The 12,654-nt window shown below is 42.5% G+C and carries 18 protein-coding genes; 12 read left to right on the forward strand and 6 right to left on the reverse strand.

The features are described from left to right. The 4 genes from VGA95_13425 to VGA95_13440 all read left to right on the forward strand — a co-directional run. Positions 1 to 453 (forward strand): glycosyltransferase (locus tag VGA95_13425; GenBank protein HEX9667542.1); only part of this gene is annotated, 453 nt, incomplete at its 5' end. Positions 454 to 701: 248 nt separating this feature from the next. Then, positions 702 to 1,148, forward strand: a complete 447-nt coding sequence (gene mscL / locus VGA95_13430; GenBank protein ID HEX9667543.1) for a large conductance mechanosensitive channel protein MscL — start codon at positions 702 to 704, stop codon at positions 1,146 to 1,148. Between the two features lie 42 nt (positions 1,149 to 1,190). Then, the gene (locus VGA95_13435; protein HEX9667544.1) at positions 1,191 to 1,961 is read left to right on the forward strand and encodes a cyclase family protein; all 771 of its coding nucleotides are present in this window, start codon (positions 1,191 to 1,193) and stop codon (positions 1,959 to 1,961) included. Positions 1,962 to 2,311: 350 nt separating this feature from the next. Beyond that, on the forward strand, positions 2,312 to 3,499 hold the full coding sequence (locus VGA95_13440; protein HEX9667545.1) for an ArsA family ATPase: 1,188 nt from the start codon (positions 2,312 to 2,314) through the stop codon (positions 3,497 to 3,499). Positions 3,500 to 3,733: 234 nt separating this feature from the next. On the opposite strand, the gene VGA95_13445 is transcribed toward VGA95_13440, so the two are convergent. Together VGA95_13445 and VGA95_13450 are read right to left on the reverse strand one after the other, a co-directional pair. Beyond that, a complete protein-coding gene (locus tag VGA95_13445) occupies positions 3,734 to 4,117 on the reverse strand; it encodes a carboxymuconolactone decarboxylase family protein (GenBank protein ID HEX9667546.1) in 384 nt (127 codons plus the stop codon). Between the two features lie 368 nt (positions 4,118 to 4,485). Further along, positions 4,486 to 4,818 (reverse strand): endonuclease domain-containing protein, encoded by a 333-nt coding sequence (locus VGA95_13450; GenBank protein ID HEX9667547.1) that lies wholly within the window; start codon positions 4,816 to 4,818, stop codon positions 4,486 to 4,488. 396 nt (positions 4,819 to 5,214) lie between these two features. Between VGA95_13450 and VGA95_13455 the strand changes: the two genes are divergently transcribed. Then, entirely contained in the window at positions 5,215 to 6,057 is an 843-nt protein-coding gene (locus VGA95_13455) for a UbiA-like polyprenyltransferase (protein ID HEX9667548.1), read from the forward strand. Position 6,058: 1 nt separating this feature from the next. After that, complete coding sequence (locus VGA95_13460) at positions 6,059 to 6,610, forward strand: UbiX family flavin prenyltransferase (GenBank protein ID HEX9667549.1); 552 nt, start codon at positions 6,059 to 6,061, stop codon at positions 6,608 to 6,610. A gap of 634 nt (positions 6,611 to 7,244) precedes the next feature. Here VGA95_13460 and VGA95_13465 read toward each other — a convergent pair. The 4 genes from VGA95_13465 to VGA95_13480 all read right to left on the reverse strand — a co-directional run bounded on the left by VGA95_13465 (position 7,245) and on the right by VGA95_13480 (position 10,378). Next, positions 7,245 to 7,919, reverse strand: a complete 675-nt coding sequence (locus tag VGA95_13465) for a thermonuclease family protein (GenBank protein ID HEX9667550.1) — start codon at positions 7,917 to 7,919, stop codon at positions 7,245 to 7,247. A 762-nt stretch (positions 7,920 to 8,681) separates the two neighbouring features. Then, complete coding sequence (locus VGA95_13470; GenBank protein ID HEX9667551.1) at positions 8,682 to 9,251, reverse strand: hypothetical protein; 570 nt, start codon at positions 9,249 to 9,251, stop codon at positions 8,682 to 8,684. 12 nt (positions 9,252 to 9,263) lie between these two features. Continuing rightward, positions 9,264 to 9,839 (reverse strand): hypothetical protein, encoded by a 576-nt coding sequence (locus VGA95_13475; protein ID HEX9667552.1) that lies wholly within the window; start codon positions 9,837 to 9,839, stop codon positions 9,264 to 9,266. A 368-nt stretch (positions 9,840 to 10,207) separates the two neighbouring features. Then, positions 10,208 to 10,378, reverse strand: coding sequence for a hypothetical protein (locus VGA95_13480; GenBank protein HEX9667553.1), 171 nt, complete (start codon positions 10,376 to 10,378; stop codon positions 10,208 to 10,210). 92 nt (positions 10,379 to 10,470) lie between these two features. On the opposite strand from VGA95_13480, the gene VGA95_13485 reads away from it, so the two are divergent. The 6 genes from VGA95_13485 to VGA95_13510 all read left to right on the forward strand — a co-directional run bounded on the left by VGA95_13485 (position 10,471) and on the right by VGA95_13510 (position 12,526). Further along, entirely contained in the window at positions 10,471 to 10,662 is a 192-nt protein-coding gene (locus VGA95_13485) for a type II toxin-antitoxin system HicA family toxin (GenBank protein ID HEX9667554.1), read from the forward strand. 21 nt (positions 10,663 to 10,683) lie between these two features. Continuing rightward, complete coding sequence (locus VGA95_13490; GenBank protein HEX9667555.1) at positions 10,684 to 10,932, forward strand: type II toxin-antitoxin system HicB family antitoxin; 249 nt, start codon at positions 10,684 to 10,686, stop codon at positions 10,930 to 10,932. Between the two features lie 341 nt (positions 10,933 to 11,273). Then, positions 11,274 to 11,540 carry a hypothetical protein gene (locus tag VGA95_13495; GenBank protein ID HEX9667556.1) on the forward strand — a complete coding sequence of 89 codons (267 nt, stop codon included), beginning with the start codon at positions 11,274 to 11,276 and terminating at the stop codon, positions 11,538 to 11,540. 103 nt (positions 11,541 to 11,643) lie between these two features. Continuing rightward, positions 11,644 to 11,886, forward strand: a complete 243-nt coding sequence (locus VGA95_13500) for a hypothetical protein (GenBank protein ID HEX9667557.1) — start codon at positions 11,644 to 11,646, stop codon at positions 11,884 to 11,886. Further along, complete coding sequence (locus VGA95_13505; protein ID HEX9667558.1) at positions 11,883 to 12,089, forward strand: DUF2283 domain-containing protein; 207 nt, start codon at positions 11,883 to 11,885, stop codon at positions 12,087 to 12,089. Before VGA95_13500 ends, VGA95_13505 begins: the two co-directional genes overlap by 4 nt. Positions 12,090 to 12,385: 296 nt before the next feature. Beyond that, positions 12,386 to 12,526 (forward strand): hypothetical protein, encoded by a 141-nt coding sequence (locus tag VGA95_13510; GenBank protein ID HEX9667559.1) that lies wholly within the window; start codon positions 12,386 to 12,388, stop codon positions 12,524 to 12,526. Positions 12,527 to 12,654 lie beyond the last annotated feature (128 nt).

Genomic DNA, 12,654 nt, shown 5'->3' on the forward strand with positions numbered 1-12,654 from the left:
GAAACGGTATTAAAGGCATTAGAACTTTCAAACCAAAGAGGGGTTTTATTAAATGGTTGGGGATGTCTCGGTGGCGTAGGTTTGCCTGACAGTGTTATTGAAATCGATTCGGCTCCGCACAGTTGGCTATTTCCGAGAATGGCTGCAGTGGTTCATCATGGAGGTGCAGGAACGACGGCCTCAGTGCTAAGGGCGGGAAAACCTTCGGTGGTAGTCCCATTCTTTGTTGATCAGCCCTTTTGGGGGAGAAGGGTGTCGGAGCTGGGTGTGGGTCCTAAACCGATACCATTTAAAGAGTTAAGTGCTGAACGGTTAGCAACCTCAATCAATATCGCGGTTAACAACACCGAAATTCAGGTGAATGCCACCGAACTGAGTGAAAAAATACGGGCTGAGAAAGGGGTAGCTAATGCCGTAGAACAGATTGAAAACCTCTTATCCCAAGTCCGGTAACGATAAGGTCACCTTGCAGATTTATAACTAGCTTTTTAAAGATTATACAAAATAAATTGTTTTAATTAGTATTAAGAAGTTAGATTTATTATGCTAGCTTTTTTAATATGCATTGTTACTTGATCTTTTTATTCGGAATGTTTTAAATACAATACTTAAGCTGCTATTTCTTAAATGTTATTAAGAAGGATCGAAGCTCAAATTAAATCCGAAGGGCTTAATAAAGCAACACTAAAGGAGGTGTCGAAATGTTAGAAGATTTTAAAGAATTTGCCATTAAGGGAAATGTTGTGGACATGGCTGTCGGCATAATAATTGGTGCTGCTTTTGGAACCATTGTCACGTCACTGGTCAATGATGTAATCATGCCGCCAATTGGGCTCCTTTTGGGAAATGTTGATTTTTCGAACCTGTTTGCGGTTCTTAAGGATGGAACGCCTGCTGGTCCATATCCTTCACTCGCAGATGCTGAAAAGGCAGGGGCCGTTGCAATTTTTTATGGTAAGTTTATAAATACAATTATCAGTTTTACCATCGTTGCCTTCGCTGTTTATCTGCTTGTTCGTGGTATAAATAGACTTAAACGTGAGCAAGAGGCACCGCCAGCCGAGCCAACGACAAAGGAGTGTACCTACTGCTTATCTGCAATTCCAATAAGAGCTACAAAATGTGCTCATTGTACCTCTCAACTCTAGGCTATCTAAAATTTGAAACTGGATGAGTCAATCTTCTCTCCAATGTCTGAAAAAAGAAAACTTATTGACCTTAGCATAAAAATTGAGCCTGCCCCCGGGCCCGAGCACCAGCGTTTGGAAATACAGCACGAAAATCACGCGGATACCGCTGAATATTTGATGAAAAGGTTCGCTTGTAGTAGAGAGGATCTTCCAGATGGTTTGGGGTGGGCCAATGATTATGTAACACTCGGAACGCATGTCGGCACGCACATCGACGCCCCCTGGCACTACCATCCAACATCCGAGGGAAGAAAGGCGAAAACTATTGATGAGATTCCGGTTGAATGGTTTTACGGTGATGGTGTTGTAGTAGACATGAGACACAAAGGCCCAGGTGAGTTAATAGATGTATCTGACCTTGAAGAGGCGCTCATGAAAATTCCATATGAAATAAGGCCCTACGATATAGTCCTTGTTATGACGGGGGCTGACAAATTATGGGGCACCATGGAGTACTGGTCTCAGTTCCCTGGTTTGGGAAGGGGATCGACCCTCTGGCTATGTAACCAGGGAGTAAAGGTTATGGGGACTGACTCCGCAGGCTGGGACAGACCATTTTGGGCTATGGTAGAGGAGTTCAAGAAAACGGGGGACAGCAGTGTTTTATGGGGGGCACATTTTGCAGGGATTGAGAGGGAATATTGCCAGATCGAAAAACTCACCAACCTAGATCAGTTGCCATCGTATGGATTTAAAGTAGCTTGTTTCCCGATGAAGGTAATAGGTGGTAGCGCAGGTTGGGCAAGACCGGTTGCGATTATTGAAGAATGAATTTTGGGGATCATTACTTTTGATCCTTTTGGTTAGGTTTAGGACTGAAGGGTCACATCCCGAGGCAGTGAAATTGCTGGAAACTCTCACTTGTATTAGACTTTTGAGGGTATCCGATCATCTGAGCCTGTCGAAGGATGATTAAAATTTATCTAATCTGAGGTACGTACTTCGACGAGCTCAGTACGAACGGTTTCGTTTAACCAAAGTACATCAAGGTTTCATGAAAATGTAGGGACCGATGCCCCCATCAGTCCTAATAATCATCGCTTAAAAATTTCTTACAGGGTGATAAAAAGGGTAGAATAATGTCTTTATCGTTTAATGCTAAATGTAATGGATAATATTGAATGAAGAGAATAATTTTGTACACGGGAAAAGGCGGGGTTGGAAAAACAACCACGGCCGCGGCGACGGCAATTCAATCGTCAAAACGGGGTTACAAAACACTTGTAATTTCTACAGATGCTGCTCATAGCCTAAGAGATGCTTTTGACATCGAGCTGGGACCCGAGCCAAAAAGGATTATGCCTAACTTATATGCGCAGGAGATCGATGTTTATTACTCAGTTGAAAAATACTGGGGGAGCTTAACAAAGTATCTGCATTCCTTATTCAATTGGATGAAGGTAGATGACATCTTAGCTGAGGAGTTTAGCGTTCTCCCCGGAATGGAAGAGGTGTCATGCTTTCTCTGGGTTCACAGTCACTTCAAAGATGACTCATATGAAGTGATTATCGTAGATAGTGCTCCCACTGGAGAGACACTTCGGTTACTATCATTGCCCGACGTCGCAAGGTGGTGGATAGTGAAGATATTTCCTATTGAAAGGAAGCTTGTTAAGGTAATTCGGCCCGCGGTTAAGGTTGTAAGTAATATGCCACTACCAGAGGATCATACATATGATGCTGTGGAAGATCTGTTCGATCGATTAGACGCTATACATAAGGTGTTTTCCGATCCCAAGGTGACGTCAATCAGGCTCGTACTGAATTTAGAAAAGATGGTGATTAAGGAGACCCAAAGGGCATTTACGTACCTCAATTTATACGGATACCCTACCGATGCTGTAATAGTAAACAGGTCTATGCCGCTAGATGTAAGCGATCCATTTTTCGAAGAATGGAAAAAATATCAGCGGGGGTACAGGGAAGAGATTGAAGAACTTTTCAGTCCGCTGCCCCGCTTCGAGGCGCCAATGTTTTCAAGAGAGGTAATGGGAGTAAGTTCGCTTGAGAGATTTGGTGAGACATTATTCGATGGTATAGATCCGACGAAGATCTTCTTTACTGGGAAGCCGTACAATATAGTAAAGGAGAAAGGCGCCTATCAGCTGCATTTGAAACTCCCATTTGTATCCAAGGAGAAAATCAACCTTTTTCAGACGGGTGATGAGCTTACGATCCAGATCGAGAACCAACGGCGTAATGTTTTCCTGCCAAATTTCCTTGCCAGGCTTGAAGTTGGGGATGCCCGTTTTGAGGATGGGGTCCTGAAGGTCAGCTTTGAGAAAAAGGAAAAGAAAGCCAGTAAATAATTGCATTACATACCCCTAGTGAAGATACGTCTGTAATTTTCGGCATCTAATCGACACCAAATTAGTGTTATGTGTACTATAATTTGGACTTATCATTCATGTGACTATAAATCTTTCCCGAACCGTTCGTCCTCACCATGTCGAAGGACGTACTGGTTATGTGTTGGCACATTTAATTAATGTCGGTCGAATATGTGCTTGAGTTATAGGCAAAATATCAAACACGACTAGAATTTATTTGTTTTCATCCAATTCGTTAAATACTTCTTTTGCGGCAAGGAGTGCATTGATCGCAGCTGGAAAGCCGGCATAGACAGATATTTGAATAAAAACTTCTATTATTTCCTCGCGCGTAGTCCCTGTGTTGAGTGCAACCTTGATATGTGCCTTTACTTCCGGTTCTGCATATCCGAGCGCAGCAAGAGCTGACAGTGTGACGAGCTCCCTGGTCTTAACGTCCAATCCGGGTCGGTCATAGACGTCTCCAAAGGGATATTCGATTAGGTATCGAGAAAAGTCGGGTGAGATTTCATTCAATTTCTGGATAAATTGCTCTCCTGTATCACCGGTGATTTCTTTGAAGTTTTTAAGCCCCCGTTCATATCTATCGTCGCTCATTGTATTTCTCCTTGTTGGGTTTTATATAATCACATGTAGGAACATAATATAACATTTAGTTTGGGAGTTGCTTTTGGCTGGCTAAGATTTTGAATGTCATCTCCTTTTGTAGGATCGCACCATAAACTGTGTTTGTTACCATATCCTTGTTATAAGTGTATGTATGACTCATCGATAATCATCACCTATCCGAACATTCCCACTTCATCGAAGGCCGAAGGAATAATTTTCTTGATTCGAATCATTCTTATGTATATTGAGCTGGTGTTAATAAAGGACAAGATCGCAGAGAACTCCATCACGATGGTCACGACCAGGGGGACGTTCTCTTCCCCCGCGACGGGGGAAGACTAAGATGGGGGTCAAGATTATTCCAAGCCTAATTCGCCAGCTATGACTTCCTTTACATTCTCAATATATGTCAAGACCTCATTATTCCAGAATCTCAATACTCTAAAGCCTTTGTTCTCCAACCACTTATCACGTTTCGAATCATAAAACTTGTTATCGTCGTGTTGTCCACCGTCAACTTCAATTATCAATTTTTTCTCAATACAAATGAAGTCGACGATATAAGGTCCTAAAGAGTGTTGTCTTCTGAACTTATATCCACCTAGCTGGAGAAGTCGAAGATGGGCCCATAATTTTCTTTCTGCGTCTGTAGGATTTTTTCTTAATGCTTGTGCTCTAATTGTAGTCATGTCTACGCATCATATTTACTCAACCCCCATCCTACCCTTCCCCCTTTAATTAAGGGGGAAGGGATAACTGGATTGACTAGTCTTTTTTAGGGTAAATTGAATTGATGACAATAAATTATACAACCATTTAAACCTCATGATTTATGTGAAGAAAAAAGGACTAATAGGTAACGCGGCATTAATCTACATGCTGTTACCTCACTCTTCCGCATAAATGGAGAAGGCCGTAGCTCATCGCCCACGCTTGGAGAGGTGAAGGTGGGGTGCAAGCCTGACAGTTGGGTGACCAAATTTATGATGTAGGCAAATTTCAGGTTTTTATCTATGTAGCTGTGTAGGATAAATACAGACCGTATTCTTAATAAATAACCCAAATCGGGTAAAATCCCGTCTTCCATGGATCGGCTGAAATCATACGGTAATTTTATACAGGTTGAGCATACCCTTTTTTCACTTCCTTTGATATTGTCAGGGGCTTTTTTGGCTGCTAGTGGTGTACCCAAATTGAATATACTAATACTAATTCTTCTTGCGGGTATTGGAGCGAGGACCGCGGCACTCGGCCTAAACAGAATCATTGACCGAGAAATTGATAGAAGAAACCCTAGAACTGCAGGCAGGGAACTACCCTCAGGCATGATTACGCTTAGAGGTGCTTTAGCGGTTACTTTTGTGGGAATGTTAATATACATTATTTCTGCTTATTTTATTTGCGATCTTGTTCTATATCTCTCACCTATCCCACTAATCGTTTTTATGTCATATCCATACATGAAGAGATTTACGTACCTTTGTCACTTTGGGGTGGGGTTGGGCCTTGCGCTTGCGCCCCTTGGAGGGTGGGTAGCTGTTACCTGTTCAATTAAAGATTTGTTGTCACCGATTCTACTCTCCCTGTTTACACTATTTTGGGTTTCCGGGTTTGACATAATCTACGCAACATTAGATGAGGAATTTGATAGAGAAAGCGGTGTCTTCTCTTTTGTTTCGGTTTTTGGTACGAAACGGGCATTATCGATCTCGGCTTTATTGCATTTTCTTGCATTTATTGTGCTCGTAATTCTTTATTTATATAGATTCAATACCCTGTATGCGTTGCCGTTTTTGTTTGTATCAGGGCTTCTTCTGTTATGGGAATATAAAAAATCGTCAAATGTGGACTTGGCTTTTTTTAAAATCAACATCCTAGTAGGGCTTTTTGTTTTCATTTTTGTCATCTCTGGGATATACTTACCTTGAAATGCGAACTATCGTGGGAATTACAGGGGCTTCAGGGGTAGTATATGGCGTAGATTTTCTCAGGAGATGCCCCGACGAAAAGTTTCTCATAGCAAGCAAATGGGGTAAAAGGGTCTTACATGAGGAATTAGGTCTTAAGGTCGAGGAACTCAGCCAATGGGCGAAAAAGTCATTCGATGATTGGGACCTGGGGGCACCATTCTCATCTGGAAGTAATTACTTTGACTCCCTTGTTATTATTCCCTGTTCAGTTTCTACAATGGGTAAAATTGCCCATGGTATTGCAGACACCCTTATAACAAGAGTTGCCCATGTAGCACTCAAGGAGAGGAGGGGGCTTATTCTATCTATTAGAGAAACACCTCTTAGCTCAATTGCCCTTGAGAATGCGCTTAAGCTTTCGCGTGAAGGTGCTGTTATAATGCCAATCAGTCCACCTCATTATCTTCGGATAAAAACTGTAGACGACCTTGTTCAGGGATATGTCAATAAAGTTTTAAATGTTATCGGTGTCGGTGAATCAAACGGCTGGATGCACGAGGAGTTGGAATAAAACCATCGTAGGAGCGCCATCCCTGGCGCGAAACAATCGCGGCTGGAAGCCGTTCCTACTTAATTTTTCCTCCCCATCTCAGGGGGAGGATGAAGATGGGGGTGCTAAATGCCTGCCCAGAGAGAAAAAACACTGAGTCTTGTGTCAACTAATTTTATCCTGAGTATATTTCACCATCTTGCGAAACCTTTTATATGACTCTATCTTCTCCCGCGCTTCATGACAAGCTCATCCCAATACACCGTAACTACCTTCTTCAAACCAATCAGCTACCTCTTTTAATGTGAGATCGCATTCACACTTAGCTAAATTCATCACAACCTTAGGATTATATTCTGAGGTGTTACCTTATCGTTGATAACATGGTGAAAAGTCCTTGGGTATTAAATTCTTCTTAGTCGGGTTGTTTGATGAGCGCATAGATGAGAAATGAGAATATATCAACAAAAGACCCCTTTATCTATGCATTTTTATATTTTACCAGCTAACGTGTGAATTAGGCAGTGGATAATGTTACTGATGTAAAAGAAGCTTGCCACAGACAGATTTAATAGAATTGAGGTTTACCTTTTCCATCATATGTTAGGCAAAATTACCATTCCATCAAATATTACATTTATTTTTTTAGGAAACCTTACCTCTTCGTTCGTCTATATCCTGCCTTTTTTGCTTCCTCTTCCGCATCAAAGAAGACCTGGTTTTCTTGCTTAATCCGGCCACACCCAGCATCACCAGGGAGACGATATATCTTCGACCGCCTGTTGCCAATGATCTCTTTACAAATATCCTTTCCAGCCCAAAGACCCAGTCCCTCTACCCTCGCTTCTGTCTGATAAAGGCGAAACTCTTCATAGCGATGGAATGGGGAAGGGGCGATGACCCGAGCATATCCTTGCTTGATAAGTTCCGCGTTGAAAAGGGGACCATCCTCAAGGAATACATAGGCAAGTAGACGGCCATAGTCATCATAGTCGATAGAAGGCTCAAATTCAAGACGTACCTTTTCCCCTTTTAATTGCCTCTTGGTAAATTCTGAGGCCTCGGGACCAAAAATTTCTACGGGTTTTTCTGGATGAACAGTTTCAGGAGTATCGACGCCAATAAGGCGTACTTTTTCGTACCTCCAACCTCGACCTACTCCAATCGTATCACCATCGGTTACATGGGTTACGAGTACCCATTGTCCTTTTGGATCACCGCCAGTAAAAGTCCAAATCATATATGAAACGGGCATTACAAGGATTACAATGATGGCAATTAATCGATCTCTCGAGGAAGGATATTCTTTATTTCTAGTTGGTTTTACCAATTGTAGCGACCCTACCTTACTCAATCGGAAAAGATGGAGATCACGGGTGAAGCGACAATAATCCCTGAAAAAGACATAACTCTCCTTTGTTCATTATTTCGAAAGGTTAAACAGCGTTGTGTCTGGTTGCCTGAGCATCAGGTCGGAGGTACTCAAACGATACAGCTTCACCCTTTTTTGATAGCATTTGTGATATTTCGAAGAACCTTATTTTTTGTTCCATCGTTCATCCTCTTTGCCACTTGCTAACGTTTCGTGTAACTGGCCGCCAAAAGCTGCATAGCGAAGCGGTGTAGCTTTTGCCAGTCCGAGTTGACGCGATTGTTATGCCGCTATTGGCCAGCGCGATCATAGACTTTTGGCCTTCGTAGGCGTCCCAAAGCGTAGAACCGTACGCGTTATGCCCCTTTGGTGCCCCATTCGAAGTCGAGGGGTTAGCTGAGCAAATCAGCCCATTCCTGAGCCGATTTTAGTCTTTATGCCCCTTTAGATAATGTTTTCTTATCGCTGATAAAGCTATCTGTATAGTAGAGGCAATCTATAATGTATTAGGTTTTATTAATCAAACACCAAAAATGCAGCGTCATATCCAATAATGGATGCCATACTACAAATGATTGGTCAATCCAACTAGTACTCAGAATACAAAAGACCTGATTTCGGGTCAATAAGGGGAAATGGAAAACAGAATAAAACACTTCTTGCCTCCCCATCGGCAAAGTTATCTCTGGAAAGCATTCAAGAAAAATGTGGTGCGTCTTTTCAAGAACACTTCTCAAGCATTCGTAGTTCCAAGAGTTTACGTCGCAGAGGAGTGTCAACTTCTGTCGGCGCATTTCGTATGTACTTTAGAGCCTGCTGCCGTGCTGTTGTCGGAAGATTACGTATGTACTCCACGCCGTGTTCGACAGAAAAGTCTCGTCCAGTTTCCTCTCTGAAATTTGAACGTAAGGCGGTCCATACAGCGCCTAAAAAGTCTGTCTTTGCGAGCCATCTTTTCACAGTCTCGCAAGTCCTCCGATCATTTGAGTGTGCCGTGTCGGAGGCGATATTATGCTTGTTATCGACGAAGCCGATGTGCTTTTTTACTGTGTCTTCTCGAACGCGAAGATCCTCGATGGCATCATCGATGTCTACCCGGGGGCTGATGACATACTTAGTCTCGACGTCCGTTCCATGCTCATAATCAATAATGCCAGTGAGACGGCGCCCTCGCGAGACGCGTGAAAACTCAATGGGCAGTCTAGGACCTTCGCTTTGCCAAATTCCTTCTCGCGGTAGGTCTCGTGGATCCCATATCACTGAACCCCACCCGATGATCACTATGCGCATTCTAGACTCCTGTTACTGTCGCTGCATATGTTGCCTGATGAAATCAGCATAAGTATCGACGCTGAGTTGCTGAACTTTGAAGCGCTTGTAAAGCTCAGGAACCTGAGACTTCTGAAATGAGTTTCTTGCAAAGCCGTCATACCCGAACTCCGCCAATGCACCTTCGGCAAGTGTTCGACACCATAAACGAATGTCGTTCACATAGTCGAGAAGGTCTTCGCGAGTAAGATAGCGGGAAGTAAGCTGCCCGTGAAAGATTTTGTTTCTGTTGTTAATTGCCTCGGCTAGGCGTCCGCGTAGCCGATCGTGCTCTGCCCCGATCAGTTCCTTGATGCTCCGAGGGTAAAGAGCATCAAAGCCATGAACGAACCCCTCGAAGTACACGTGCCTGTTGCTACCTAGTGTCTCACGTAACCGAACAATATCACTGGGACCAAAGCAGGGAAACTGGTAGATGAGATGTGTGACGAGCCGGCGGATTTGCCTTTCAGCTTTGATTAAAGAGAGCGCAAACGCATCCACTCCGCGCGTTTCAGCAGACGACTCGACAATCAGATTAACTGTGCGAAATTCTTCTAACCAGTTCACGTGTACCCCTGGCGCCCATACCATATATTAATTAGCCAGCAAATATGGAACATAGTATCCCAAATGGGGTGTTATACCGCAAATCATTACTCAACCTAATTAATACTCAGAATACAAAAAACCAAATTTCAGGTCAAGAAGAGGAAATGAAAACAGACTTATCGAGCGACAATCTGTTCATCGTGGCGTCCTGAGTAGTGAGCCTTCGTCCGTTCATCCTGAGTCGAAGGGCCAAGCCGAAGACAGAGCTAATCAAAGGATACGGATGGGGTGCAAAGAGAGGCTAGCGGAAAGGATGTGCGTCAAAAAGTGAAATTATCAAAATAACTACAATAAGCAAATAAACAAAGCCTGACCCCAAGCCTCTATCACCTCTCCTTTAATACAGGGAGCTCTCGGAGTTTCATCGAAGGGTCGAAGGGTCGATAATTAGTGTTAAGTGTAACAATCTCTTTTCTAGCTATTTTCTTAAGCCCAGGAAGAATGGACAGTTGTAGTCTTAGCCTGTCTTTCGCTTCATCCATATGCATAATAGGCATCTAACGCCTAGTTCCCTCATCGATAAAATAGTCGGTTGTCATATGACTTTTATATTGAAGATAGTTATAATCTTGGTAAGCGGATTGCCTAATTGAAATTTAATGAACTAGTTAGACTTTTAGAAAGGAATGGATTTAAGGTTGTAAAGGAGAAAGGTTCTATCAGATATTATGGTAAAGCCGGTTGGGAGAGGTTGATACGCGTAGATTACCATGGCTCAAAGGAAGTTCCAACAGGAACATGCAACGCAATATTAAAAGCGGCTGGCGTAAAAAAGAAGTGACGATATTTGAGGAGTAAAAGGATGCTTGATATAGAATATTCTTTAACAATTGAAGCAACGGAAGAGCCGGATTATTTTGGATTTTATTCTCCGGATTTAGAGGGCTTTACTGGTATTGGACACTCTATCGAGGATTGTCTTTATAAAGCAAGATGGGGGATCAAGGAACACATAAACCTTTTAAAAGAGCAAGGGCTTCCTGTCCCACCGAGGAATCCGAATCCAAGAATTATTATACAAAACGAGCAGCGGCTAGAAGAAGCTGTTTAATCGTTATTTCGAGGGAAATGGCTCTTCTATTTAACTCATCATCCTGTATCCTGCATCGTGCATCCTGGATCATGAATCCTGTATTCTGCATCCTGTACCCTGTGTCCTGCATCGTGGATCATGCATCGTGTCAGCAATTGTCAATTTGCATGCCTGGCCCCGAGTTATAACTTTTCACTTTTCAAAACTAGGTAAGCTAAAAGTAGAAAAAGGAGGGTCACAGCAGGTATGGTGTATTGAACTATGAAACACCATTTGATAAATTCCAAGGCGTGACAAAATTACTGAGCTAGTAAGTGTGTCCCTTAATTTAGTTCTTATATTAAAAGGAGTGGTGTTACATGAACGTACAAAAAAGAATCAATCGCTTTTATTACATAAGGCCCGATGGTTATCCTCAAATCAGGGTTTACCATAAAAGGGGCTTAGGGAAGAAAATGCCACGATACCTTTTGAAATGCGGTTGTTGCGATGAGAAGTTGACAATATACTATGATGATGAAGGACTTGAAGTCAACGGTGTGAACGGCTCGATAGATGATTGGCGTGAGATTCTTCTTCCACTGTTGCAAATTGAGAAGAAAGGCAATAATTTTATTGCCAGATAATGTTAATCAGGAATCCTGATACCCTGACAACTCGCTACAATCGACTGCGCTAAAGTACGGCGTGGGTTCGGCGTTAGACAGGGAAAAATGATACAACGCGATTGTGAAGTATACACGATACTTTTTATTCGTTAGACAACGTCCAGATAGGGCGATCATCAAGGAAGAATGGATATTGAAAACTATCAATAATCCTTTAAAAACAGAAGTTCAAACTGATGGAAGGATAAGGAAATGGAGTTATATCGAAGAAATGGGCAAATATCTTAGAGTGATCCTTTTGGAAGACGGTGAAACTATCCATAATGCTTTTTTTGATCGAAGCTTTAAGGAGGAAGGAAAATGAAAATTCGGTATTTTGCAGATACAGATACGGCACTAATTGAATTTTCAAACGAACCAGTTGTGGAGACGAGGGAAATATCAGAGAACCTTTATATTGACTTAGATGGAAAGGGTAATCTTGTAAGCATGACCATTGAACATGCAAAAGAACAGGCCAATATTTCTGAAGTGTCGTTTTTACAAATGGAAAAGAACGGTACCTAACAAGCCATTCCAGCGGATGGCCGATACTGTGTGACTCTCGAACCAATCAAAAGGCGTTCTGGATCTGATTTGATTTAGTGCTTCGAGGATGGGATACTGATCTAGACCTATTATGGCCGGACCCTCCCACCACCCAGAGGCGATGTCGGTAACACTCCGAGAACAAATATAATGGCCCATCGTTGAAGAGCCGCAGTGTTCCAAAAAATCTATGGCTATATGAGCGTTAGGCCCTCCGGGAGGTCATGACCTCACGGAGGTATACTATTAATTAATGCATTCCCATGTGTGACCCCGTGCTAATAGCCGCAATACTTGAAGAACTAGGATACCTTGACAAAAATAAGGAAAAGGACAAGAAAGAGGAAGCTGATGATGAGGGAAGTAGCAAAGACCGTTCAGAAAACAGCGGGGAAGTAGAAGAAAAAGAAAAATAACTCATTTATTCATGCCTGATAATCATCTAGCCAGCCCCTCGAATAACCCACCATTGGTGGGTTATTCTTAATGAATCTTAGTCAACAAGGAGGGGCTGTAATGATGCTATATTGTGCAATAGATTTAC

It is taken from the genome of Thermodesulfobacteriota bacterium (assembly GCA_036397855.1).
Taxonomy (GTDB): domain Bacteria; phylum Desulfobacterota_D; class UBA1144; order Nemesobacterales; family CSP1-2; genus DASWID01.